This is a genomic window from Parapedobacter soli (assembly GCF_025460835.1).
Lineage (GTDB): Bacteria > Bacteroidota > Bacteroidia > Sphingobacteriales > Sphingobacteriaceae > Parapedobacter > Parapedobacter soli.
In genome coordinates this window covers 49318-72837 of the sequence record NZ_JAMXAY010000026.1, presented here as the reverse complement: position 1 = coordinate 72837, position 23520 = coordinate 49318, and the positions used below count along the sequence as shown (strand labels likewise).

Below are 23520 nucleotides of genomic sequence, written 5' to 3'. Positions count from 1 at the left end.
GACTTCAAAAAAGAAATATTGGGCTTTTTAAGGGTTGACTAATTAGCTGTTCACCTGTTTCCAACAGTTTTGGCGGCTCTAATATCAGTTTTGTATCGGAAAGATTTTCGAAGTACCAATCTGGATTGGTTCTCGTGCTTTCGTCAACATCTACATATGGATCCGTAATATCAATTCCTTGTTGGCCATCCATGATTAGCTGTGCGAACTCCTCAAGGAGATAATCCCCATCGTGACTATTAGCCGCTAAGAAATTTGCTATATTACTTCTGTCCCATAATACTATCTTGAGTTTATCACGTAATTCATCTTTTAGCTTTTTATCGACCAATGCTGATACTATTAATAACTGATTGGCGGAATCGACATCATACTTTGCCAACCTTCGGCTACTAGCCAATATTAATTCTCGTGACACCTTGTCTACTACGGTAGAATTTCACTTCTACGATTATGGAAAAATCATTTCTTGTTATTCTAAAATCAGGAATATATTTGGCCCTATCATGATCTGTGTATTCGACTTGATAACCAAGTACTTTTAAAAATTTGGAGACAAAAGCTTCAAATTTTAATCCCAACGAACTAGTGTTATCCATATAATCTTTTTAATAAATCGACATAGCCAAAGCATCTTTAAATTGTCTATCGAACTCCCTAAAGGACTATCCCATTCTAACCCAAAAAATTACTTAGCTTAAGCCCTACCCCATTAGGGTTTCGCTATCGTTCCGTATCTGTTTTCGCTTCGGAAAAAGGCAAAGCATTTAGTGTTTGAGAAAGTTCAATAATGGCCGGATTACGAGCATGAATCTGTCCGGGCTCCAACTTGAAATACAAGTCAAGTGCCAGTACCAGCTCATCTCGATGCCATTTAGGATTTCTCATTAAGTTTGTAGTCTAGGTTACTATAGACCTTCGATTATTATTATAATTATTGAAATGATTTTCATTCATTTGTCTGATACCAATTATCTGCTCTCGTCTCACCCCCAGGTTTTTCTACTATTTTAACTTTATTGCAGCGTGGCGGTCGTCTCAACAAATCAGTTATACGCCTAGACTCATTATTGATTTCCTTTCTTACGGCAATAGGTAGAAATTCTAATAGCTTCTTAGCTGTAATAGGTTTATTTAAGTTTCCTTCCTCAATAATGGCTATCACGTCAGCTACGATAGCTTCCATCTTTTAATTGTTTTCGCTTTGTTGCAACCAGTCTTCACCAACTTTCTCTAATGCCTTTTTAACCATATCAGTAGGAATTTCTTTTATAAGCCTATAAATGTTCTCAGGTTTAGTCTTGCTAGGGCGAGTAGTTCCCGTGTCAAGAACACATTCAGCAATGATGCTTTTCTCCCATTCAATAGACTTACCCTTGAATGCTTCTTTCAAATCATCATTCAAATAACTCTTTATTTCGGAGTTCGTAAAGTCGCTATTGAGTTTAAAATGCTTATCAAATATCAATATACAGTAGTGGATCAAATCCTTCTTCTCGATAACCTTATCTGTCTTTCCTAATCTTTCAGACGCGATTTTTCTAATATCTTCCGGTAAATCCTTAAATGCAGGCAATCTCATTTTCTGCTTAAAGACTTTGGACGGGTCGAGCATATAAATTTTGGCTATCGCAATCAAGTCCTTGACGGTTAATTCTATACTTCCATCAATTGCACCTTGATATGTTCCCTTTTTCAACTTAGCCCGCGAGTCAACCTCTGCGGGTTTTAAACCATAGTTAATCCTTAACTTTTCAAGATTTTGTAGAACAACATTATATACTGACATTTAGAAAATCGAATTTAAATTTTGAAATCGATTATTAATTATTACCTTTGTTGTAATTAGTAAAGCGACAACTAGGGGAGAGGCTAGGCCTCTGCCCACACGATGTCACTCTCGGCAGAAAACCGCTACACTTTTGCACTCGGGAGCTTGACTACGGTTCGCCATTAACTGCTGGAAATACTATCTTTGACGATATATTGCCAGTAGGGTGAACCGTTGGTAAGTCTTCTTGGGTGCAAGATCCGGGTCTCGAGTTAGGCCCTATGACCGGTTACTGTAGCGGTTTCCATTGCCAAGGAGCACAACGGTTCGCCCTACTGGGTTTATAGCCAGTTAGAGGCCTATTTAGCTTCTAGAGTGTTCGTCGTTTCCATAAATAGCAATTATGAAAACGAGACAACTAACCCAAAACAGCAACTGCTTCTGCAACCTCAGAAGTGAACGATTGTACACTGCCTCACGGCTGCGTAATACCTCATTTAAGTCCATCACAAAAAACATAGCCTGTCCGCCAGACTAAATATAATCGAAAGAAATACCGGGTTTAAAAAGGCCTGAGTGAAAACTCTCGTCGACCAATGGCATAAAAAAAGCCGTTGGCTATTGCCCGGTAGCACCGACCCTGCGCCATGAGAAAACTGCATAGTTTGCCTAGGTGAGGAGCGGTTGTTTACCTTCGGTTATTATAATTCGCACACTAAAGGTAGAGGCTTAACCCCACATTCGCAAATTTTTGCCCGGATTTTCCCTTGGTGCTGGAGTCGGCTTGTAAAAATAATTTTATAAACCGCTTATAACCAATGGTAAATGAAACAAAATTTACGCATAGGGGAGGGGTATGCCCCAACCCGAAGTAACCTTAACCAACGATATATACGATGCATCAGCCTGATGGCTGTATTAACGACCATGTGTTTGTATGCCGTGAAGCAGGCCTCCGCCCAAGAAGCGGAGCCTGCGGCTACGGCAGTGGCGGATACCATCACTGCCGTTCGCGATACGCTCGCCATTGAAGAAGTGCAGGTGAGCACCGGATACCAACGCATCCCAAAGGAGCGAGCAACGGGGAGTTTTGCCCAGCCGTTAGAACACGTATTTAAAAGTCGGATATCAACAGACATACTGAGCCGATTGGATGGAATTACTAGCGGAATGGTTTTCAACGCGAACACGGGGAATACGATAAACGGTTCTTATGATATTAATGTGAGAGGTCGTAGTACCATAAATGCGAATGACCAGCCCTTGATTGTGGTGGATAACTTTCCGTATTACGGTGATTTAATAGACATCAATCCTAACGACGTGGCGCAGATCACAGTACTCAAAGATGCGGCAGCGGCGTCTATTTGGGGTGCGCGTGCCGGAAACGGAGTCATAGTCATCACCACTAAAAGTGCTAAAAACAATCAACAGTTGCGCGTGTCCGCCACCGCAAATACGGCCATAGCAGATAAAGCCGATCAATATTACAATCCTTTCTTTCTTCCTTCAGATGCCTATATTGAAATAGAACGCTTTCTTTTTGAACAGGGCAAGTATGACAATGATTTGAACAATACTATCTCGTTTCCAGTGGTTTCACCAGCAATCGAAATTATGGCCAACGAACACCTCTCATCACAGGATTCGCTATCGCTTGTTAACAAGCTGAAAAAAATCGATGTGCGAGAACAAAACCACCGATTCTTCTTTACCAATCCCACCCTCCAACAGTATGCCCTTAATATCAGCGGTGGTACCGATGCTGCCACATTCTATCTCTCTGGAGGATATGACCAAAGTAAACTCGATCTCAAATTCAATAACAACCAACGCATTTCCTTAAATGCCGTTACTACCTACAATCCTTTAAAAAGCCTTACACTTTCGGCCGGGATACATTTTACGCAAAGGAAAGACAATCGGGATGGTACGTTTGATGCGATAAGTCAACGCACCGAATCTTATTATCCGTATATTGAATATTTAAATCCAGATGGGGGCGCGTCTCCGATTACTTACTATTACCGGCAATCTTATATAAACCAAGCGGCCAATTCAGGTTTCTTAGATTGGCGTTTTACACCCCTGGATGAACTGGGCATGACAACCGATCAAGCAAATACGTTGAATGTAAGAGTTCTAACCGGTCTCAATTATCAAATCTGGGAAGGATTAACCGCAGGCATCAAATTTCAATACCAACGCTTAAGTAATGAAAACAAACGGTTGCACCCGCAAAACACGTTCGCTGCACGCGATTTGGTCAATCGGTTTTCAGCTGTTGATGAGGCTGGGCAAGTTATCAGCTACCATGTACCGGTCGGCGGGTATCTGGAGCGGACGTTTGCACTGCAAACCGCTTACAATTTTCGGGCGCAGTTAAATTATGCGAGGGTATTTGGAAAACATCGCGTGGACGCACTGGCAGGCTATGAAATAAACGAGTCTACCGGTAGTTCTGATTATTATATGCTATTTGGTTACGACGATGCGTTGGCTACGCACACACCTGTAAACAGTTCCGGCTACTTCCAGACAAATCCATCCGGCATGGCCTCGTTGCCGAGCAATGCTGCCCTTTCTGCCTCAGTAGACCGCTTCCGATCCACCTACTTTCTCGGCTCTTACACATTTGCCGATAAATACATATTCACGACAAGTGCCCGTATCGACGGCTCCAACTACTTCGGCGTGGCGACCAATCAAAAATCTGTGCCACTCTGGTCCGTCGGGACAAAATGGAACATCGATCAGGAAACTTTTTATGATATAACGTGGTTGCCAAAGCTGAGCTTGACAGCCACATACGGTCATAGTGGAAACCTAGACAGAATGACAACAGGGATTAGCACTTTTCTTTATATAAACGGTGCGAGGCTGACCAATTTGCGATACGCCGTGCTGAGAAGTGTTGGTAACCCCGACTTGAGGTGGGAAAAAATAGGCCAAGCTAAATTTGGATTCGAGTTTGCGCTTACAGACCACCGGATATCAGGAAGTGTCGAGTATTTTACCAAGCGCGGCACCGACTTGATTGGTACGACTACGCTGGCACCCAGTTCCGGTGTAATCAATTACCGGGGCAACTACTCGGAAATGAAAGGACATGGGATGGATATCCAATTGCAGTCGATCAATATACGGGGCCGTTTCGGATGGAGAACCAATTTACTGCTCAATACCGCATTTGACCGTGTGACCCGTTACGATATATCTCTCAACAATACGCAGATGCTAGCAGCGGACGGGCTGAACGGTAAAGGAGTGGTTCCCGTAGTTGGGAAGCCGGTTTACAGTGTTTATAGCTTGGCTTCTGCCGGGCTAGATCCAGAAAACGGCAATCCAAGAGGATATATAGATGGCCAGGTTAGCCAGGATTATCCGGCGCTACTTTCGATAAATCCTGAGAAGCTTCGATATCACGGCTCTGGAAGACCTACGGTATTTGGTGGTCTCATAAATACCTTTGATTATGGAAGACTTTCATTGACGGTGAGCCTGAACTTTAAGGGCGGGTATTATTTCCGGCGCAGTTCTGTAAACTATGCTACGTTGTTTGGTAACAGCATCCTGCCACACAAAGACTTTTTGTATCGTTGGCAGACGCCCGGTGATGAAGCTAAAACCAATGTGCCTTCAGTGGTGTATCCAGTAGACAAAGGTCGCGAAGATTTTTACCGGTATTCATCGGTATTGATTGAAAAGGGAGACCATGTCCGCTTGCAGGATATTTTACTGGGGTATAAAATACCTTTTAGGGAAAGCCGATCAGGCATTCGGGATATTGAAGTCCTTGCCTCAGTAAGTAACGTCGGCATTATTTGGAAAGCAACAAATATAAACCTCGATCCCGATATGATTCCATCATCGCCTAATACGTCGTATCCTAGGCAGGTCTCGCTTTCGGTAGGATTAAAAGCAAATTTTTAACCCCTCTTCATATTTAGCATATGAAATACAGTAAAATAATCTTAACGATCAGCGCAATGTCGCTGTTAATCGCGTCGTGCAAAAATGAATGGCTTGATGTCAAGCCCTCCAAAATGCTAGTAGATGCGTCAACCTTGGCTGATTTCCAAGGGATATTGGATAACAACAATTTGTTAAACAAAGCTCCGGCCTTGGGCTTCCTCTCTGCCGACAATTTTTACGTTTCGGTGGCAAGCTGGCAAGCTACCACCTCTACGTTGCAACGTAACACCTATGTTTGGGCGGACGATCTGTATGAAGCTGAGACCCAAAATCCTGATTGGACAAATGCTTACGCACGGATTTTGGTTTCCAATGTCGTGCTAGACGGAATAGAAAAATTTGAAAGAACTCACGGTGTATCCGAAGAAAGTAAAGTTTTAAGAGGGGCTGCTTTGTTCTTTCGGTCGTTTGACTTTCTTAACCTTGCCCAGATTTTCTGTATGCCCTATGGAAATCAGGAATACCAAGCATACGGCCTTCCCTTGAAACTCAACTCAAACGTCAACGAAAGACCAGATAGGGCAAAGATAGATGAAACATATTTTCGGGTAGTCAATGACTTGCAAGAGGCCTGCAGTGTGCTCCCTGCCACAATAACGTACAAGACAAGGCCGTCCAAAGCCGCTGCCTATGGGTTGCTGGCCAGGGCTTATCTATTCATGCAGGAGTATGATAAAGCTTTACGTTATGCAGATTCTTGTATTCGGATCGGCCCCGATTTATTGGATTACAATACGTTACTGTCGTCAGCAAATTATCCGCTACCGGCATTAAATGATGAAGTGATCCTCCATGCCGATCTGGCTGTATACAGCTTGAATTATGGCACTGCTTTCAATGTAGACAGTAATCTATATAATTCCTATTTGGACACGGACCTACGCAAAACCCTCTTTTTTCGAGCACAGGCTGACGGTATAAAATACCGGGGTAGTTATAGCGGTAGTGCAATATCTTTTGGGGGGATATCAATCAGTGAAATGTTCCTTATCCACTCGGAGTGTCAAGCCTGATTGGGCAATGTCGATTCAGCTTTACGAAGTTTGGGCGAGTTGGCTAAACATCGCATGGAAACTGGCGTTTTCAACGGTTTCAGCACGATGGGTAACGAAGCCGAAGTCTTGAATTTAGTCTTGGAGGAACGTAGAAAAGAACTTGTGTTTAGGGGATTAAGATGGCCAGACTTAAAGAGGCTTAATGCAGACGGATCAATCAGTCCAATCGGGCTTAAACGAGTGTTGGGAGATGCGGTCTACAACTTGCAACCAAACGATCCGAAATATGCTTTGCCGATACCTCCAAATGAGCTAATCGGCAATGATATACGGCAAAATCCTAGATAATCGAAATATTATACAATGATAACAACGAAAATTATAGCGCTTGCGTTGTTTATGGTGACTTCGGTTCCCCAGCGCGCAAGCATCGCTGATTTCCAACGGCGACATGGCCTGCAAATTGAATTTATCGATTATGAATTGATTAACTCCCATGGCGACTCCGTAAAAATTAGTGATTTCAATGGAAAAGTGGTGTTTTTGGATTTTTGGTTTACCGGGTGCGCGGGATGTAAACTGTTCTATGCAAACGTACTAAAACGCGTAAAGGAAGACTTCGAAGATGAAAAGGATATGGTTTTTCTGTCTATTTCAATCGATAAGGATGAAGATAAGTGGCTGGAAAGTGTGGCCTCGGGAGTATATACAGATGGGACAGCTGTAAACTTGTATACTGGCGGCAAGGGCGCTAAGCATCCCCTCATCGCGTCTCTGCAGATAAAGAGTTATCCCGGTCTTTTTATCCTTGATCGAGAAGGGAAAGTATTCAACGACAACTCTTCCTTGGAACTTAGAAGAACTAGAAATAATAAGTTAGAGCACTATCTTAAATTGGCATTGGCAAAAAGATAAATTACCTCATTATCACAAAAGGCTACTTCCGATAGGTGAAGTAGCCTTTTGTGGTACGAATAAATGCAACCGATACTACTGATTTCCAGTGTAGGTGCCCGGTTCATCGTCTTCGAGCTTTTGTCCATTGGGATGGATACCGTCTGAAAGCGTACCGGTATGTTCCCAAATGGCCGAGCACGCATTCCCTTCGGGCAAACATTGCCCATCTGAATCATATACATAATCCATAGGGTCCGTACTTGGATTACCTGATTCATTGAAAAAAACCGCAGGAGCAATGGTATTTGCGTCTCGGACAATGTCCTTGGCCGTAAACGCACTGAACCCGAGAGTTAAAGCAGCCATTGTCATCCCGAAGATGGCTTTCTTGATTTTGGAACTTAAAGTTGCCATGATATTAAGAATTTTGTGTTTAACATTCACCTTGTAATGATACAGCAGCAACCCCGCGGCCAAGGCAATGAAACCGCAATTGAATAACAGATGCTGCCCCCAGGTGAGCTTTTCAATGGCACCACCGCAATGGCAGGGAAGCTTTGCTGTGAAAAGCAACATGGAGCTGATGTAGATCGTGAAGGCTACCATCAGTCCCAACGCTACCCACAATCCTAGCCGATTGGTATCCGGCCAGATCAGCAACAACGCTACCAACGCCTCGGCTCCTAATACGCTCCACGCTACCGCTACGGAATAAGCACCCACCATGGGTATTTTCGCGATGCCCTTTGTAAAGGCATCGATGCCTACGATCTTGTGATAGACCGTATAAAGAAAAAGGACTACAAAAAGTAAAGATAATCCGTAGGCCAGCGTTTCTTTGGCGGCAGCGCTGAGCCGTAGTCGTGATATTCGCTTATAACTGATGATATGTGCCATTACTTTGCTACTTGTTAGTAAAACCATTGATTTCGCTCACCGATTTCTGTTGCACTTCCTGGCCCAGGGCCGGAAACCATGCCGTTTCAGGTCAAGGATCCATCACGCTACCTCCTTCCTCGTTAGCCTTTGGAATTTCATCTTCCTCCGGCAGATGATTATCTATTGGCAGTTCCACATAGAACCACTCGTATATTTTCTCTTCTGCACATGGTGGGGAGTCTACCGGATTGTCCGTGTAGTAAATGTCTGCCAGCGCCTCATCAAAAAATAGGTTATCGTAAGCATGGAGCCCTACCTGGTAGCCTATGTAGGCACCTATGACCAATGCCACAACAGCCGAAATACGGCTCGCAGATAATATCCATACCCAATATTTTTTCAGCGTGTTCATCATCCAAACTGTTCATTGTACTCCCGGATACGATTTGCGATCGGTTTCACGCCTGTGCGGATATGGTGCTCAACCACCCTTCGGATGGTCGACGGACGCCCAATTGTCTTTCCCTGTTCCTCGGTAATGATATACTGCCAGAAGAGACTGTCCAGCCAGATAATCTGCTCCGGATCGGTAACCACCGAGCAGTTGGCGTAGCCCAGGGTCTTGATGCCGAAGCGCCACTCCACGATGCCGTGCACGGCGCTGAGGTAGGCCACCCGCGGATCGCACGGGTTGCTGTGGTATAGCCGGATGACGAAGGGCGAGGCATACGTATCGGCATAGATGCGGTCGCCGAAGCCGTGCCAATATATGGCCTCTTCGTGGCAGGCCTGCCCGTGGAAGAGCTTGAGCCAGTAGGCCTGTATCATCGCTGGCGTGGTGGCCGGGGTGGGGGTATGTGTCTTTGTTTTCATCATTTTCTCTCCTTTCACCATGCAAGAATACAACGGATATGAAATTTTAGATGGGAAGGCCAAACCGGCCCAGCATGCCTTTAAAGTGAGATTCATGGGGAACGTTTTGGGGAATACGGAGTTTTTTTGCCAAATGGGCTGCTTGGTTAATTAGGCGCTGTGGAGCGCTTGAGGCGGTTTTTGCTACGCTTTCGGTCAAAAAAAAAATGGGGAATCGACCATTCCCCAATATTTTTTCATTTTCGTGCCTTTTTACCCGCTATCCNGAGCGCTTGAGGCGGTTTTTGCTACGCTTTCGGTCAAAAAAAAAATGGGGAATCGACCATTCCCCAATATTTTTTCATTTTCGTGCCTTTTTACCCGCTATCCGTGGGTTTGAACTTGAATTCTTCCTCCAGCATTTTCCGCATCCGCCCCAGTAGGCGGTAGAATCAGCGTGCTGGCGCGTACAGCGCTTCCTTGTCGAACTTGGTGAGGCTGTGCGCCGATAACCGTTTCCCACCTTTGCCTTCATATACCTCGCAGAAAGCGGCGGCAGCGTCCTGTTGCGTGGGGTAGTCGAAGTCGCCCGCAAGGAAGAAGTAGCGGAAGCGCACGGCTAGGTCGCCGATAAGCAATTTTGTGAGTAGCCGCGCCCACGGTTTGTTGGTGCTAAGCAAGTGTTGCCGCTGATCCACCCGCTCCCGGCAATCGCGGAGATAGACTTGCATATGTTCATGCAGCGACCCGTTGTCCGGATCAAAGGCGATGCCCGGCTTGGGGTTGAAGTGTGCGACCGTTTGCTGCCACTGCTGCAGGCAGGTTTCCTCCGCGCCCTGTTTCACCGCTGTGGCAATTTCTGCCTCACGCCGCTCCCGCCAGCGCTCGAAGATGCCCATGTAGTTGAGGTTGCAGTTGACCAGCAGCTCCAGGAGGTGATGCTTCCTGCGGGAGGAGGTGCTTTTGGCATCCAGCTTCATCGCCTGGCCGATCAGCAACGGCACGTAGGTTTTGTGGCGGTAGGTGAGCTCCGGCAGCGCCTTTTCGTCAAAAAGGTTGCGCAGGGCGTGCCGGATTTCCCGGCCGTATACGGCGGGAAGCCCGTGCCGCTCGATCGCCGAGCAGATCACCGGCAGCTGCCGGTCTACCAACGCCTGGAGGCGCTCGCGCTCGTGGCGCGGTAGCGGGCGGTCAGCGTCGATTAATGCCGCGCGGCCGTCCAGCAGCTCGCCGAGCAGCCGATCGAGGGCCTGCCGTATTGGGGCTGGCCATGCCTGCCGGTCGATGAGGCGGTCTACCTTATGGTGGTATTGGTTAAACTGGAGCGCCAGCATGTCGGGCGTTGCGCAGCGCGCCAGGCTTTGGTGGAAGGCTGCTGACACCTCCTCCGTAAGCCGGACGATCTCTTGTATCCGGTCCCCGTCTTGCCGGTCTGCGGAGCCTAGCCGCGACCATTCGGATAATTTCTTTTCGAGTGTACGTACGTGTTCAACCATGGTTCTTTGGCTTGGTTTTTACGTTTATGTCTTTTGTTGTATTCGTATCACAAAGGTCGGTTAGACCGAAGAGGTACATCTGCGCCTGGAGGCGCAAGTTTGCGATTGCCCCGACTACTCAATGACCTTTTTTGTTAATTTAGCCAGAGAATTCGTAATGACGAAAAACGATGTCGATAACACAAAAATCAGAATTATTGGGCATGCAAAAAGCCAGTAACGCTGTTGCATGCATCATTTGTGCTTGGCGAGGATGTTCATCACCATCAAAAATTGGTGGACGCTTCAAAGGAAATCTTGCGGAAAGCCCTAAATCATATTAAAGGCGGCGTCAAAATCTCAGACGTAGGATACCTAATGGAAACCGAAGCAAAAAAAAGAGGGTTTAAGGTCATTAAAAATTTGGGTGGACACGGAATCGGCAGAAGTTTACATGAACAGCCTGATGAATTGATGAATTATAAAAATAGATTTGACCAGCGGCGATTTAAAAAAAAACGCTGTCGTAGCTATTGAAACGTTTATATCGACCTCGTCGACTTATACAGAAGAACTTAGTGATGGCTGGACGCTGGTTGGTAACAAGGGAGGGTATATGGCACAGCATGAGCATACCATTGTAGTGACCGATGGAAATCCAATAATCCTTACGGAGATGAACGGAATATTTAATTGACAATAGGACCAAAGTTCCTTTTTCGGATCGGGATGTGCAGTTGGTCAAGGATCACTTTTCGGCCGATAAATTCGAAAACATCTTTTATAAAAACGCGTTGGCGTGGTATAGCAAAGGTGAAGGTTAAGTCGCCTGTTTGGCGATAAGGCTTTTTCTGCCTACTTTTGTAGTTAAAGGAGGACAATAGTATGCAAGCTCAGAAGTTAAGTCCGTTGCAATTGGAATTATTGAAAGTCTATTCTTTTCAGCCGAAAGAAGAAGACTTGATGGCAATAAAAAGGCTTATGGCGCAATATTTCGCAGATAAACTTCGTGCTAATATTGGCCAAGCTATGCAGGATAAAAATCTTTCGGAAGCGGATTTAGACAAATGGATCGATGAGTAACAAACTTCGGTTAGTTATCGATACCAATGTCCTCATTGTATCCTTCGCACCTAATACTAAATACAGCTGGATTTTTGACGCGTTGTTTGCGGATAAGTTTGAACTTGCCATATCAAACGAAGTACTGCTTGAATATCAGGAACAATTATCACTTAGATACGGATTAGGCAAAACGGACGCGTCGCTCGACTTTCTGTTATTATTGCCAAATGTCATTTTAAGTGAACCCTATTATCTTTGGAATCTAGTTGAAAGCGACGGAGACGACAATAAATTTGTCGATTGCTATATTTCGTCACAAGCTGATTATTTAATTAGCAATGATAAGCATATTCATAGCATCAAAACGAACGAATTTCCCCAAATCGCCGTGTTGAAATACGATGAATTTGCATTACGGTTTAAATCTACTTTAATTTAGCTTGTGTCTAATCCATGGCATTTATCAACATGGAAACCCATATCCCCTGCGCAGCGTTGCAGCCGTATATCAAGGTGTTTCACATCATTGAGAGCCAGGGGCTGCCGCTCGAAAACCGGGTGCTGCCCGATACGGCATTGGCACTGGCCTTCCGCTTTGGCGGGCAGGTGGCCAGCGGGCATGGCCATCAACATGCCATCATTCCCGAGGCATCGCTTGCCGGCCTGCGCCAATCCGCCCGCTTCATCAACTATAAGCCCCAATCGGGTACCATTGTAGCGTTGCTGAAGGAAGGGATGGCTCCTGCCTTTTTCCGCGAGCCGCTCTACGAGATGAAAGGCCTTACCTTGGGCCTCGACAGCTTCTTCGCATCCTCCGAAATTGAACGGGTACGGGAGCAGCTCTTCGACGCGCGCAATCATCGCATGCGGCTGGCCACCCTGGAGCGTTTCCTGCTGGCTAAACTACGACCGCACGAACCCGACCCCGTAGCGGTAAGCGCCGTAGCGGCGATTGGCCAGGCAAAAGGCCGGCTATCCATGGCGGCGCTGGCAGACGCCATGTGCCTGAGCCAGGACGCGTTCGAAAAGCGGTTCCGCCGGGCCGTAGGCATATCGCCCAAGCCTTTTGCCGATACCGTGCGCCTGAAGGCACTTATCGATGCATACCAACCTCACGGGTCCATGCAGCACCTCGCCTTGCAGGGCGATTACTTCGACCAGGCACATTTCAACCGGGCCTTCAAACGCTTCACCGGGCTACCTCCGGGCCAATTCTTCAGCCAACCGCATTTCTGGTAATCAATGATTTTTTACAAGGATGGCGATGGCTCACGGTCGACCTTTGTAAAAAAAACAGTATGATGATGAAAAAAATTGTATTGGTGGTGCGTGTACCATCGGCCTACGATATCGAGCTGGCAAAGAAGGTTGGGCCCGAGTGGGACAAGACCATCGAATACTGGAAAGGCCAGGGGGCGTATGTGGAGAGTTTTCCGTTCCCGCAACCGGGACACGTAATCTCGGGCAGCGACAGGCAGGTTCAGAAGGGGATGATAAGCTGGGGCGGGCAGAAGGTGGTGAGCATCGTGGTGCTGCAAGCAGAAAGCGTGGAGCAGGCAACGGAGCTGGCCAAACGGTGCCCTGTTCTGGACCACGGCGGTACCGTGGAAGTGCGCGAACGGCCGTAATGGTGGGGTCGGGCAGATGATAGAGGTACACCTGCGCCTGGAGGCTCAAGTTTGCGGTTGCTCCGGTGAACCGTTGCGGGTTTATGGGTACATTTCCGCTGGTAGCGAACAACGGTTACCTGCCTCCCCAGTTTACGACAGAAGACTACCGCCGTGAAACAAGCCACTGTGATAGGATAGGGGGTGGCATACGGAGCTCTAATCATTGTTAAGACTTGCTTACCTCGTAAGTACTGTAATTCTTTCTTCAATGTACTCAATCTCATTATCCGTATCTTATCCGTATTTTATCTAAAAAATCACGCTAACTGAAATTCCTATGTCCACCGTTAATTCCGTTCCATGTATGTATGAGGCTTCCTGCGAAGCAAGAAACAATACGGCATTCTCATCATAGACACTTAAAGCCCACGCATAGCCCGTGTAATCGTCCGCCGCGATATATTCAGGTAATCTGCCTGCTCCTGCTGGGAGGTGATGAGCCAGAAGGGTTTCATGTAGCTATCCGCCACGAATTCCTGGTAGCGCTTCTGTTCGTCCTTGATCAGCATCAGCCGGTTCTTGGCGCGGTATTGTTTCAGCTTCTTCTGCTCCATCACGTCCACCAAGGTGTCTGCCTCTACACAAGTTTCTTTATACGCTTTGAACGCATCGGCAGGGATGCGGATGAGCCTGCTAGGCCGTAGCGCGGCCACTTCACAGTAGATCTGGTGGTGGGCATACAGGTTGCCCTTGGTCAGTACACTGTGCAGGGGTGGCAGCAATCGGTCGATGCGGCGGGTGCCTTGCTCGTCCCACCATACGGTGGCCAATAGCCCTTCACCGATGAAGTATACGTAGTCGCCATGGTCGCCCGGCTCGAACACCCGCGTGCCGCGCTTGGCGGTAACTGAATGGGAAAAGGTGTGCAGCCATTCGTGATGGGAATCGTTCAGGGAGCAGTATTACGCCCAGTAATCGAGTAGTACATCCGTCACCATGCCAAGATTACTCCTTTCTGTTTTGAGTGTTTAACCGATCAACTCCCTGCGTCACAAACAGTACGATCTTTTTCTTGGGGTTATCGGCCAATGGAATGGTCATGGCTTCGCTCGCAATGGAAAAAACGCAACCCAAGTCGGCAGACGCGGCCCGGATTATTCGCCTTCTCTATACAACGGACATCACCCCACCACTGAAAGCGGACTTGAAGAAATCGCCCAGACTACAGTTGGCGGAAAATAACGAATACCAGACACCGTTTAATCCATGACTATTTCGGGGTAGACTATGAAATAGTATGGAACATTATCGTTGAAAAGCTTCCAGAACTCAAAGACGATATCATACAGCTCCTTAAGGAGTCAAGAAGTTAGCGAATAACCGACTAAAGCTTGGACACCTTAATTATGTGTCTATTTTAAGGTGGTATGGTCAGATTAATTACAATTTGAGATGAAAAGTGAAGCTAGCATTAAAATGCATCGATTTTTAAGGTGTGATCGGCATCTCCGATCTGCTTCGGACGCCTTCTTTCCGTAGGCGCGATAACTAATTTACCCGATATCGGTGGGTTTGAACTTGAATTCTTCCTCCAGCATTTTCCGCATCCGCCCCAGTAGGCGGTAGAATCGGCGTGCTGGCGCGTACAGCGCCTTCTTGTCAAACTTGGTGAGGCCGTGGGCCGTTTAAGGAGTATACGTTATGTTATTTCATAAGTGCAACCTATGTAATTTCTATAAATAAGCTATGTAATTTATAAAATTATAGCTACTTTCGTAGAATGAAGTCGTTTATAAACAGGCGGATAGCAGAGCATATCGGCGCGCAACGTAGCAAATTCCCAGTACTTGCAGTTACCGGCCCAAGGCAATCCGGAAAAACAACCCTGCTGAAATCACTATTTCCCGATTATAGGTATGTCTCCCTGGAAAATCCGGATATCAGAGCGTTTGCCGAGGATGATCCTGTAGCTTTTATCGCCGAATATGCGGACAACGTTATTTTAGATGAGGTGCAGCGCGCACCTCAATTGTTTTCTTACATACAAACTGCCGTAGACGAAAGCGGACAGATGGGGCAGTTTATCCTCTCCGGCTCACAAAATTTCCACCTGCTGAAAAGCATTACACAGACACTGGCTGGCCGCGTTGCGCTATTCAAACTGTTGCCATTGGATTTACAGGAGTTAAGTGCTTCCGGGATGCTGCCACAGGAATATACCGATGCAGCGGTACGGGGGTTTTACCCAGCCCTCTTCCATCGCGATATCGATTCAACAATTTTCTACACCAACTACGTACAAACATACGTCGAAAAGGATGTGACCGAATTGATTAATATCAAAGACGTACGGGCGTTCCGCACGTTCCTCGGTTTGTGTGCCAACCGGGCCGGGCAGTTGCTCAATGTGAATGCATTGGCCAACGAATGCGACATCGCATATGCTACGGCAAAAGCCTGGATGGCTATACTGGAGAGCAGTTACATCACATTCCTGCTATATCCGTATCACGAAAACTTTGGAAAACGGCTGGTAAAAACACCGAAACTCTATTTTTATGATACCGGGTTGCTTTGCCACCTATTGGGCATCTCAGATGGTAGCCAGCTTAAATTGAATAGGCTAAAGGGCAATGTGTTCGAAAATATGGTGGTGGCTGAGTTCCACAAGGCAAATCAACATCTCTATTTGCATCGGCAATACTACTTCTGGCAAGATAGCAACGCCAATGAGATCGATATCCTGCAGAAAACGGCCGATAGCTTTCGAGCCTATGAAGTGAAAGCTACGCAGACCATTAATCGCGACCTCTTCAAGGGGCTAGACCGCTTTGCCCACGTGGCTGCTCCAACAAACGTAATAAAGACGCTGATATATGGGGGCAACGAAGATCAGCAACGAACGAATTATACCGTGCAAAGTTGGCGACATATCGGCATGGAGTCAAACGGTTAAGGCTTCTCGTGACCGGTTTGGAGACTATTACTGATTTTCTTATCCGCTATCGGTGGGTCTGAACTTGAGCTCGTCCTCCAGCATGTTCCGTATCCGGCCCAGTTGGTGGTGAAATTTGCGTGTCGGCCCATAAAGTTGCTCGATTGGGTTGTTAGTACTTTTTATTCGGAGTCTGCTGCGAATTTTTCATAAAGCGCACCGGTGGCAAACTCCGCGTTGTTCTCGCGGGTACGCTGGTAGTTGGGTTCCGTGGCGATGCGCCTGGGGTTTACCCCCTTCGCCTGCCGTGCTTGGTACCCGTTTTTGGTTTCGTAAAAGGTCAGATCCCCGATCTTCCCTTTCAATTTAATGATACTTTCCTGTTGTGCCATGATAACTTCATTTAAACAACAGTACAAAGGTCGGAAGCCCGGCAATGGCCCCTGTCGCGGATGTCGCCGGATGACGCATCTGTCGCCGGGTGGCGCAAATTTCGCAAAATGGCGCTTTTGTCGTCCCCGTTTTTCCGCTCCGGGTTATGGCCTAGTGCACCTTCCCTTATCCGTCACCCGCGCGTCATCCGTGCCCTACCCCGGCGATATACCACCATATCCCGGTAAAAAGGCCAAAAGGCGGCATCTTACTTCGCATCTACCTCTATGAAATCCAATAGGAAGGTATGCCCACGGTCTCCGGTGCTCGCTACGCTGAGGTAATTGACCCCGGGTCGAAGCATAATCTCGTGGGTTGCGTGCTGCCACGTGCCGGGCAGCAGCGATGCTGGCAGCGCCAATCGATGGGATTTTCCGTCGTTGACGGTAACCATGCAGGCAGCCGCCTCAGCGGTGCTGGTACCATAACGCAGGCCAAGGGTATGGGTACCACCGTCGGCCACCTCGATGGCAAACAGTGTTTGGGCGTCGTCAGCAGCAAGTATATCCACATACGCTATACCGCTATGGCCGAAATGGGTGCTACCTTTGCGTGCACCGCCAATATGGGAGGCTACCTCGGCCTCGTAGCGCTGCCCGACAGCCGTAATGCGGAGGATCTGGCAGGAATGCGGCGCCAGTGTATTCGCAAATCCACCTGCGGCGCTATCCAGATCGGTATGCGCCCAAAGGTCGCGGATGCGGGTCACTTCCCCGGCTGCCAGCCCCAGATCACGGGCGAAATCCACCTTGCGCAACTGAGGGGTGTCCTCGCGGTTGAACAAGCCCACGATCCAATCCCCGTTGGGCAGCTGCCCTATCCACGTGGAGCTTGCAGCGACGTCTTTCGGGTCGTTGCTCAGCGGTTTGCAGACCAACCCCTGCTCGTTGAGCACCAGCAGTTCTTCGTTTTGGTACACCCACTCGTGCCCGTCGATGGTATCGTATTGGTCGGCAATGGCCAGTGCGGAACCGCCTATTACCATAAGCGAAATCATAAATTTACGCTCCTCATCGGTCGCCATCGTGTTCATGCGCATGAAATCGCCATCCAGGATCAGCTGCCCGCGGCCACCGATATCCGAAAAACCGATGAACCCGTCGAACGCATTGCCGTATTGCGGCCAGATGGGCCGCTGTTCTCCACGCCGCCGGCCGCTCACGAAATCCCAACCACCATCGAAGCAATCGTCATCGATGCGGATCATATCACCGTATGCCAGCTCGGTCTCCCCGTGGTGGTAACAGTTGGGCATGACCAAGCTGAGAAACAGCTGGTCACCTGCGGCCTCCTTGATCCAGGCGAGGGCCTGCCGGTATTTGGTGGTACCGTAGTTGCGCTCGTAGTTTTCCAGGAAATCGATGCGGAGGTATGTGGCACCGATGTCGATGAAATGCTGCACGTACCCCTGTATCCACTCCTTGGCCCCGGGCTTGTCCGTATCTACCCAATACAGGGGTTCGTTGAATGAAATGCTGCCGGCAATGTCCTGTGCTTTGTAGGAGGTGCCCTGGACAGTCACATTTTGATCATAGGCCGCCTTGGTCATCCACATGGGGTTGTAGTAAACGCCCAGTTTCATGCCCTTTTGCTGCACGTACCGCGACCAGTGCGAAAAGGTATGTTCCCAATCGTCGTTGTATTTGGTGATGTAACCATTGGCATCGATCGTCTGTGCGGCTTCTATCCATCCGTCGTTGCAGATCATATCAAACCCATATGCCTTGAACGTCTGGGCCATCCAGTCGATGTTTTTCTGCCAGCGGTCTTCGGTGATTGGGCTGTTGGTGATCCAGCACTGCTCATAGGCAATCCAGTATTTGGGCCCCGCACCCTTGCGGGTGTGCGGGCTGTCGTGGGCGATGGCCCCCTGATGGACCATGAAAAGTACGGCTAAAAAGGAAAAGCGGAAGAAATAATGGAAATGACGCATAGTAGGGAATGTGTAACTTATGAAAATTAGTTATAACCTGGGTTCTGTTTGAGATTGGGGTTGGCCGCAATCTGATCTTGCGGTATGGGATAAAGCTGTTTGTAGGGCTCGCTGACGTAAGGCCTCAAAACGGTGGCATCATTGTACCGCCCGAAACGGATGAGGTCCGACCGGCGCCACCCCTCAAGGAAAAGCTCGCGGCCGCGCTCGTTGAGCACGCGCTCCGCGTTGAGCGATGCAAAGGGTTCGACGCCCGCACGCTCCCGGATTTGGTTCACCAGCGCAAGGGCCTCCGCATCCGCCGCATTGAGGCGCCACAGGATCTCGGCTTTCATGAGCAGGATGTCTGAATAGCGGAACACGGCGAAATCGCTGCTGGGGAATCCATTGCCCCCCATTTCGATTTCCCATTTCTTGATGCGTACGCCGGATTGGCGTGCGGTGTTGTACAGCGAGTTGAATGTGGGAGTGAAATGGATCTGCGCGCCATCGGGATCTACGGCCGGGTCACGCTCGTAGCCGGGGTCGAGCAAGGGAGCACCGGTAGCCGTGTACTGCGGCCCCCACAGGAAGTTGTGCTCCTTGCGCACATCGGCGTCTTCGTACAAAAAGAAGAAATCGGTCTGCACGGATAGCCCGTTCCACGGCCCATTGGTTATATTGAACGTCTGCTGGCTGGAATAATGGAGGGATACGATCGGGAGGATCCATTCCCATTGGGTATAGATGGCATCAAACGGGATTGCGAAGATGGCCTCCGGCGAATTCTCATTCTTCGAAATGAAATTCTCGCCATAGGTGTTGGACATGTTGAACTGCCCCGACCCGATGATTTCATTGCACGCGGCCAATGCTTTCTGCCACTGCGCAGTGCCGGTGTAGACCTCGGCATTGAGGTAGAGCTTGGCCAGGATGGCTTGCGCCGTCCAATAGTCGGCCCGGGCATAGGTGGTGCTGCTCTTTTCCTTGCTCAGGTTGGCGAGGTTGCCCACGATTTCACTTTCGATGAAATCGAAAACCTCGCTACGGGTACTTGTAGCAGGAAGATAGTCCTGAGCCACGTCAAAGCGGTCTACGATGGGCACATTGCCCCAGAAATCGATGAGCCAGAGGTACCAGAGCGCCCGGACAACCTTGACCTCGGAGATGTAGCTCGCATAGGCCGTGGCATCGAGTTGTTCCAGCTGGTAGATGAGCCGGTTGCAGGCGTTCACCTGCGCAAAAAACTGCTCCCAGGATCCCCGGAAGAAGCGGTTGTTGACCGTCCACTTATGGTCCGTCATCTGCTGGTCCTGCCCATCGCCGGCCCAATCGCCCCCGGTACGGCCGGGTACCACGGCTTCGTCGCCCGTGCAGTAGACCGTCCACATGTTGTCAAACTTCTGGAAGGTGCGCAGGCCACTGTAAGCAGCGCCCAGCGCAGATAGGACTTCCTCTTCGTTCTTAAGGAAATTTTCGTTGTTCAGTTGGCTGTAGAGCTGTTCATCAAGGTCGGTGCAAGACACCACCGGACAAAGGAAGGCACCCAGCAGCAGTGCCCGCAGGGCAGCCTTGGTGTGGATGATATGGTGTAGATAGTTGGTACATTTCATGATCGTGGATTTAAAAGGTGAAGTTTGCGCCAAGGGTGAATGTACGGGTGGTAACCCAGCTGTTCAGCGGCTCCACACCCGGGGCCAGCACATTGTTGTCGTAGCTGTAGCGTGGCTCGGGATCGACGCCCGAATAGCCGGTGATGTAGAACAGGTTCTGCCCCGTAAGTTGGATACGCGCAGAAGAGATCAGTGACCGCGCCGGCAGTTGGATGGTGTAGCCCAGCGACAGGTGGTCCAACTTGATGAACGACCCGTTTTCCACGTAGTGGCTGTTGTAGGCTACCGGGCCGGTATACGCCGGATCGAAGTGCTTCGTCTTGATCAGGTTGTAGGTAGTGATGCGCGATACCTGCTCAAACATGGTGCGGTGCAGGTTGACCAGGTCGTGGCCATACACACCCCTGAAAAAGATGTTCAAATCGAGGTGCTTGTATCGGAAGTTGTTGCCGAAGCCGAACTCGCCCTTGGGCAGACCCCGGCCGATGATCCCGAAATCCTGCTCGTTGATATCGCCGCTGTTATCGAGGTCCCGGATGATGTAACTGCCGTCGTCGGCTACGCCTTCGTATATCCAGCCGATCATCTGCCCGATGGGGCGGCCCTCCTGTACGCGTACCACATTGCCGGTGAGGGGTGCGGGCAGTCCACCGACGTCACGCGTACCGTAGCGGATATCACCCAGTGAGAGGGATATGACACGGGCACTGTTGGTCGCATAGGTGATGCGGCTCTGCCAGCTGAAATCAGGCCGGCGGATGATATCGCCCACAACCGATACTTCCAAACCCCGGTTGCGGAGCTCGCCCGCGTTGAGTACCGTGGTGGGATACAGGTTGGGGGGTACAGGCACATTCAGCCGGATCAGGGCATCGGTTGTACGCCGATTGTATACATCCAGGGTGGCGATGAGGCGTGAATCGAACAGGCCGACATCCACTCCAAGGTTAATCTCTTCTTTCTTCTCCCACTTGAGGTTGGGATTGGGGTTACTCTGAGGCGAATATACCGGAGTGAAGCGGTCGTTGAAGAGGAAGTAGGTGAGCGTAGAACCCGGCCCGTAAATCTGCTGCGACAGGTAGCTTTGCTCAGGGAGAGCACCCGTTACACCGTAGCTGCCCCGTACTTTCAACTGGTTCACACGTGGAATGGAAACGAGCCGACTCACATCTATGCCGCCGCTCAGCCCCACAAAGTTGCCCCATTGGTTGCCCGCGCCAAACCGCGACGACCCCTCCCTGCGCAGGGTGGCCGAGAGGAAGTAGGTGTCGGCATAGTTCAGGTTGGCCCGCGCGAAGAATGCAATCAGCTTGCTGCTCTCCTTGAAGCTTTCGCCCTTGGCAAGGCCATCGGCAAAATCCCGTGCGGCGGCGATGTTGTGATACGAAAACTCGTCCGTCAGGAAATTACCCGCCTCAGTAAAAGCATGCTGCGAAGAGAACTGCTGGTACGAGTAGCCGCCGAGCAGGTTGAAATCCAACCGGTCGAAACGGCGGATGTAATTGCCCGTCAGCTCAAACAGGTCGCTTTGGTTTTGATAGGCACTCTGCGAAGCAAGCCCCGTCCGGTCCAGGCCGCTGCCATACAGGCTGTAGCGGCTGATGTAGCTGCCCCCGTCGATCTTTTCGTCCGTGCGGGCAACGCGGGCACTGGCCGTAAGCCCGTCAACGATCTTCAGGTCGCCCTGCAGGTTGTAGAGGGCCCGCGTGCTGCGCTGGTCGCGCGTGTTTTGATCGATGATAGCGACAGGGTTGAAAAGCTCGTGGGCACGGTTCTGGAAATATCCCCCGTAGGCGGCATACTCGGGGTCGGTGCTCGTCACCGGTGCCGTGGGTGGCATGATAATCGCCGAACGGAAGACATCGTCAAACCCCAGTTGGGCGTCACGCGAATTGAGCGAGAGGTTGAGGTTGAGGGTCAGTCGGTCGTCCCACGCCCGTTGGGTGAGGTTCAGCCGGCCGTTCAATTGCTCATTACCCGTACGGTTGACAATGCCGTTGATATTCCGGTAATTGAGCGACCCCATGTAGGTAAACTGCGGGGTGCCGCCCGAAAGCGACACGTTGTGTACATGGGAGTATGCGGTGCGGGTAATGGCGTCCATCCAGTCGGTATCGCCCCCATAGTCTGTGCCGCCATTGGCCAGGTATTCGCTGCGGCTCATGATGGGCAGCGACCGGTCCATCTGCTCGGCAGCACCATAGGTGTTGTACGTGATGCTGGCGTGCTCGCGGCTGCCGGTCTTGGTGGTGATGATGATTACACCGCTGGAGCCGCGGGTGCCATAGATGGCGGCGGCACCGCCGTCTTTCAATACGTCCATGGTGGCGATGTCATTGGGATCTACGCTGTTGAGGTCTGCACCGACCACGCCATCGATGATTACCAGCGGCTGCGTGTTGGCACCCAGGGTAGACAGGCCCCGGAGCCGGATGTTGAACTCGCCGTTGGGGTTGCCCTGCGGCGCCACAATACTGAGCCCCGCCACCTTGCCCTGCAGCAGCTGTGCCGGGTTGTTGATGTTGCCCAGATTGAACTCCTCGGCCTTGACATTGGTAATAGCACTGGTGATCTTGCTCTTCTCCATGCTGCCATACCCCACCACGACAATCTCGTCCAACAGCGTCTCCTGCTGGCTGAGCGTGATGTGCAAAGTGCCGCTGGACGGCACGGTCGCCTCGTACGGGGCGTACCCCACAGCAGAAACAAGCAGCACCGCTCCGGGGGCGGCATCGCGGAGGACGAAATTCCCGGCGTCGTCACTGAGGGTCCGCATGGTGCTTCCCTGCACGGATATCGTAGCCCCGCCGATGGGTTCGTTGGCCGCATCGGTTACCCGGCCGCTGACAGCTGTCTGCGCAACGACGGGTACGGCATGGAACCAAACGGCCACGAAAAATAGAATGGAAAAATAAATGTTTTTGTTCATCGTAAAATAGTTTTATGAATCGCTTTTGGTTAGCTCAGATGGCTTCGCATCGCTGCTGACAAAGGTATATAAACGTTCACCCCGCTTTGGGGGCGGTGAGGTCAAAAGTAAATCGATTAAGATTGTATCAACTTTAAATAGTTGATTATTAGGTGTGTGTAAAGTTACGTGCGGTGTAAA

22 protein-coding genes and 1 pseudogene are annotated in these 23520 nt (G+C 49.5%); 11 read left to right on the top strand and 12 right to left on the bottom strand.

The features are described from left to right. Positions 1-4 precede the first annotated feature (4 nt). The 3 genes from NGM62_RS12525 to NGM62_RS12515 all read right to left on the bottom strand — a co-directional run bounded on the left by NGM62_RS12525 (position 5) and on the right by NGM62_RS12515 (position 1789). Positions 5-382, bottom strand: a complete 378-nt coding sequence (locus tag NGM62_RS12525; protein ID WP_262248408.1) for a hypothetical protein — start codon at positions 380-382, stop codon at positions 5-7. Between the two features lie 567 nt (positions 383-949). After that, a complete protein-coding gene (locus tag NGM62_RS12520) occupies positions 950-1186 on the bottom strand; it encodes a hypothetical protein (protein WP_262248407.1) in 237 nt (78 codons plus the stop codon). A 3-nt stretch (positions 1187-1189) separates the two neighbouring features. Next, positions 1190-1789: a hypothetical protein gene (locus NGM62_RS12515; protein WP_262248406.1), complete on the bottom strand. Its 600-nt coding sequence runs from the start codon at positions 1787-1789 to the stop codon at positions 1190-1192. A gap of 807 nt (positions 1790-2596) precedes the next feature. Between NGM62_RS12515 and NGM62_RS12510 the strand changes: the two genes are divergently transcribed. The 3 genes from NGM62_RS12510 (at position 2597) to NGM62_RS12500 (ending at position 7656) form a co-directional block, all read left to right on the top strand. Continuing rightward, positions 2597-5704 carry a SusC/RagA family TonB-linked outer membrane protein gene (locus NGM62_RS12510; RefSeq protein ID WP_262248404.1) on the top strand — a complete coding sequence of 1036 codons (3108 nt, stop codon included), beginning with the start codon at positions 2597-2599 and terminating at the stop codon, positions 5702-5704. A gap of 56 nt (positions 5705-5760) precedes the next feature. Next, the gene (locus NGM62_RS12505) at positions 5761-6759 is read left to right on the top strand and encodes a RagB/SusD family nutrient uptake outer membrane protein (protein WP_262248403.1); all 999 of its coding nucleotides are present in this window, start codon (positions 5761-5763) and stop codon (positions 6757-6759) included. A gap of 345 nt (positions 6760-7104) precedes the next feature. Then, positions 7105-7656, top strand: a complete 552-nt coding sequence (locus NGM62_RS12500) for a TlpA family protein disulfide reductase (protein ID WP_262248402.1) — start codon at positions 7105-7107, stop codon at positions 7654-7656. Between the two features lie 75 nt (positions 7657-7731). Here NGM62_RS12500 and NGM62_RS12495 read toward each other — a convergent pair whose 3' ends face one another. The 4 genes from NGM62_RS12495 to NGM62_RS12480 all read right to left on the bottom strand — a co-directional run bounded on the left by NGM62_RS12495 (position 7732) and on the right by NGM62_RS12480 (position 10865). After that, the gene (locus NGM62_RS12495) at positions 7732-8535 is read right to left on the bottom strand and encodes a MauE/DoxX family redox-associated membrane protein (protein ID WP_262248400.1); all 804 of its coding nucleotides are present in this window, start codon (positions 8533-8535) and stop codon (positions 7732-7734) included. A gap of 91 nt (positions 8536-8626) precedes the next feature. After that, positions 8627-8932 (bottom strand): hypothetical protein, encoded by a 306-nt coding sequence (locus NGM62_RS12490; RefSeq protein ID WP_262248399.1) that lies wholly within the window; start codon positions 8930-8932, stop codon positions 8627-8629. Then, on the bottom strand, positions 8929-9393 hold the full coding sequence (locus NGM62_RS12485) for a hypothetical protein (protein WP_262248398.1): 465 nt from the start codon (positions 9391-9393) through the stop codon (positions 8929-8931). The genes NGM62_RS12490 and NGM62_RS12485 overlap by 4 nt, the downstream gene beginning before the upstream one ends. Before the next feature lie 428 nt (positions 9394-9821). Next, on the bottom strand, positions 9822-10865 hold the full coding sequence (locus tag NGM62_RS12480; protein ID WP_262248397.1) for a hypothetical protein: 1044 nt from the start codon (positions 10863-10865) through the stop codon (positions 9822-9824). 234 nt (positions 10866-11099) lie between these two features. On the opposite strand from NGM62_RS12480, the pseudogene NGM62_RS12475 reads away from it, so the two are divergent. From NGM62_RS12475 to NGM62_RS12455, 5 genes and pseudogenes are all read left to right on the top strand, one after another. Further along, positions 11100-11541: pseudogene (locus NGM62_RS12475) on the top strand (M24 family metallopeptidase); the annotation flags it as partial. 188 nt (positions 11542-11729) lie between these two features. Further along, positions 11730-11927: a hypothetical protein gene (locus NGM62_RS12470; RefSeq protein WP_262248396.1), complete on the top strand. Its 198-nt coding sequence runs from the start codon at positions 11730-11732 to the stop codon at positions 11925-11927. Beyond that, positions 11920-12348 carry a putative toxin-antitoxin system toxin component, PIN family gene (locus tag NGM62_RS12465; protein ID WP_262248395.1) on the top strand — a complete coding sequence of 143 codons (429 nt, stop codon included), beginning with the start codon at positions 11920-11922 and terminating at the stop codon, positions 12346-12348. The genes NGM62_RS12470 and NGM62_RS12465 overlap by 8 nt, the downstream gene beginning before the upstream one ends. A 14-nt stretch (positions 12349-12362) precedes the next feature. Then, the gene (locus NGM62_RS12460; protein WP_262248393.1) at positions 12363-13148 is read left to right on the top strand and encodes a helix-turn-helix transcriptional regulator; all 786 of its coding nucleotides are present in this window, start codon (positions 12363-12365) and stop codon (positions 13146-13148) included. A 59-nt stretch (positions 13149-13207) separates the two neighbouring features. Beyond that, positions 13208-13537 (top strand): hypothetical protein, encoded by a 330-nt coding sequence (locus NGM62_RS12455; protein WP_262248391.1) that lies wholly within the window; start codon positions 13208-13210, stop codon positions 13535-13537. Between the two features lie 401 nt (positions 13538-13938). On the opposite strand, the gene NGM62_RS12450 is transcribed toward NGM62_RS12455, so the two are convergent. Next, positions 13939-14448 carry a Crp/Fnr family transcriptional regulator gene (locus NGM62_RS12450; RefSeq protein ID WP_262248411.1) on the bottom strand — a complete coding sequence of 170 codons (510 nt, stop codon included), beginning with the start codon at positions 14446-14448 and terminating at the stop codon, positions 13939-13941. A gap of 185 nt (positions 14449-14633) precedes the next feature. Between NGM62_RS12450 and NGM62_RS12445 the strand changes: the two genes are divergently transcribed. The 3 genes from NGM62_RS12445 to NGM62_RS12435 all read left to right on the top strand — a co-directional run bounded on the left by NGM62_RS12445 (position 14634) and on the right by NGM62_RS12435 (position 16475). Next, a complete protein-coding gene (locus NGM62_RS12445; RefSeq protein ID WP_262248390.1) occupies positions 14634-14789 on the top strand; it encodes a hypothetical protein in 156 nt (51 codons plus the stop codon). Continuing rightward, positions 14758-14892 carry a HepT-like ribonuclease domain-containing protein gene (locus NGM62_RS12440; RefSeq protein WP_315975866.1) on the top strand — a complete coding sequence of 45 codons (135 nt, stop codon included), beginning with the start codon at positions 14758-14760 and terminating at the stop codon, positions 14890-14892. Before NGM62_RS12445 ends, NGM62_RS12440 begins: the two co-directional genes overlap by 32 nt. A gap of 407 nt (positions 14893-15299) precedes the next feature. Then, entirely contained in the window at positions 15300-16475 is a 1176-nt protein-coding gene (locus NGM62_RS12435; RefSeq protein ID WP_262248389.1) for an ATP-binding protein, read from the top strand. A 161-nt stretch (positions 16476-16636) separates the two neighbouring features. Here NGM62_RS12435 and NGM62_RS12430 read toward each other — a convergent pair whose 3' ends face one another. The 4 genes from NGM62_RS12430 to NGM62_RS12415 all read right to left on the bottom strand — a co-directional run bounded on the left by NGM62_RS12430 (position 16637) and on the right by NGM62_RS12415 (position 23340). Continuing rightward, positions 16637-16846: a hypothetical protein gene (locus tag NGM62_RS12430; protein WP_262248387.1), complete on the bottom strand. Its 210-nt coding sequence runs from the start codon at positions 16844-16846 to the stop codon at positions 16637-16639. 248 nt (positions 16847-17094) lie between these two features. Then, positions 17095-18819, bottom strand: coding sequence for a hypothetical protein (locus NGM62_RS12425; RefSeq protein WP_262248385.1), 1725 nt, complete (start codon positions 18817-18819; stop codon positions 17095-17097). Between the two features lie 26 nt (positions 18820-18845). Continuing rightward, positions 18846-20411: a RagB/SusD family nutrient uptake outer membrane protein gene (locus tag NGM62_RS12420; protein WP_262248383.1), complete on the bottom strand. Its 1566-nt coding sequence runs from the start codon at positions 20409-20411 to the stop codon at positions 18846-18848. A 10-nt stretch (positions 20412-20421) separates the two neighbouring features. Next, positions 20422-23340 (bottom strand): SusC/RagA family TonB-linked outer membrane protein, encoded by a 2919-nt coding sequence (locus tag NGM62_RS12415; RefSeq protein WP_262248382.1) that lies wholly within the window; start codon positions 23338-23340, stop codon positions 20422-20424. Between the last annotated feature and the right edge of the window lie 180 nt (positions 23341-23520).

What these genes read in the sequence shown, in the direction of transcription:
- NGM62_RS12520 (WP_262248407.1), bottom strand. Translation starts at nt 1,186, where the DNA reads ATGGAAGCTATCGTAGCTGACGTGATAGCCATTATTGAGGAAGGAAAC.
- NGM62_RS12515 (WP_262248406.1), bottom strand. Translation starts at nt 1,789, where the DNA reads ATGTCAGTATATAATGTTGTTCTACAAAATCTTGAAAAGTTAAGGATT.
- NGM62_RS12510 (WP_262248404.1), top strand. Translation starts at nt 2,597, where the DNA reads ATGAAACAAAATTTACGCATAGGGGAGGGGTATGCCCCAACCCGAAGT.
- NGM62_RS12505 (WP_262248403.1), top strand. Translation starts at nt 5,761, where the DNA reads ATGTCGCTGTTAATCGCGTCGTGCAAAAATGAATGGCTTGATGTCAAG.
- NGM62_RS12500 (WP_262248402.1), top strand. Translation starts at nt 7,105, where the DNA reads ATGATAACAACGAAAATTATAGCGCTTGCGTTGTTTATGGTGACTTCG.
- NGM62_RS12495 (WP_262248400.1), bottom strand. Translation starts at nt 8,535, where the DNA reads ATGGCACATATCATCAGTTATAAGCGAATATCACGACTACGGCTCAGC.
- NGM62_RS12490 (WP_262248399.1), bottom strand. Translation starts at nt 8,932, where the DNA reads ATGATGAACACGCTGAAAAAATATTGGGTATGGATATTATCTGCGAGC.
- NGM62_RS12485 (WP_262248398.1), bottom strand. Translation starts at nt 9,393, where the DNA reads ATGATGAAAACAAAGACACATACCCCCACCCCGGCCACCACGCCAGCG.
- NGM62_RS12480 (WP_262248397.1), bottom strand. Translation starts at nt 10,865, where the DNA reads ATGGTTGAACACGTACGTACACTCGAAAAGAAATTATCCGAATGGTCG.
- NGM62_RS12470 (WP_262248396.1), top strand. Translation starts at nt 11,730, where the DNA reads ATGCAAGCTCAGAAGTTAAGTCCGTTGCAATTGGAATTATTGAAAGTC.
- NGM62_RS12465 (WP_262248395.1), top strand. Translation starts at nt 11,920, where the DNA reads ATGAGTAACAAACTTCGGTTAGTTATCGATACCAATGTCCTCATTGTA.
- NGM62_RS12460 (WP_262248393.1), top strand. Translation starts at nt 12,363, where the DNA reads ATGGCATTTATCAACATGGAAACCCATATCCCCTGCGCAGCGTTGCAG.
- NGM62_RS12455 (WP_262248391.1), top strand. Translation starts at nt 13,208, where the DNA reads ATGATGATGAAAAAAATTGTATTGGTGGTGCGTGTACCATCGGCCTAC.
- NGM62_RS12445 (WP_262248390.1), top strand. Translation starts at nt 14,634, where the DNA reads ATGGAAAAAACGCAACCCAAGTCGGCAGACGCGGCCCGGATTATTCGC.
- NGM62_RS12435 (WP_262248389.1), top strand. Translation starts at nt 15,300, where the DNA reads ATGAAGTCGTTTATAAACAGGCGGATAGCAGAGCATATCGGCGCGCAA.
- NGM62_RS12430 (WP_262248387.1), bottom strand. Translation starts at nt 16,846, where the DNA reads ATGGCACAACAGGAAAGTATCATTAAATTGAAAGGGAAGATCGGGGAT.
- NGM62_RS12425 (WP_262248385.1), bottom strand. Translation starts at nt 18,819, where the DNA reads ATGCGTCATTTCCATTATTTCTTCCGCTTTTCCTTTTTAGCCGTACTT.
- NGM62_RS12420 (WP_262248383.1), bottom strand. Translation starts at nt 20,411, where the DNA reads ATGAAATGTACCAACTATCTACACCATATCATCCACACCAAGGCTGCC.
- NGM62_RS12415 (WP_262248382.1), bottom strand. Translation starts at nt 23,340, where the DNA reads ATGAACAAAAACATTTATTTTTCCATTCTATTTTTCGTGGCCGTTTGG.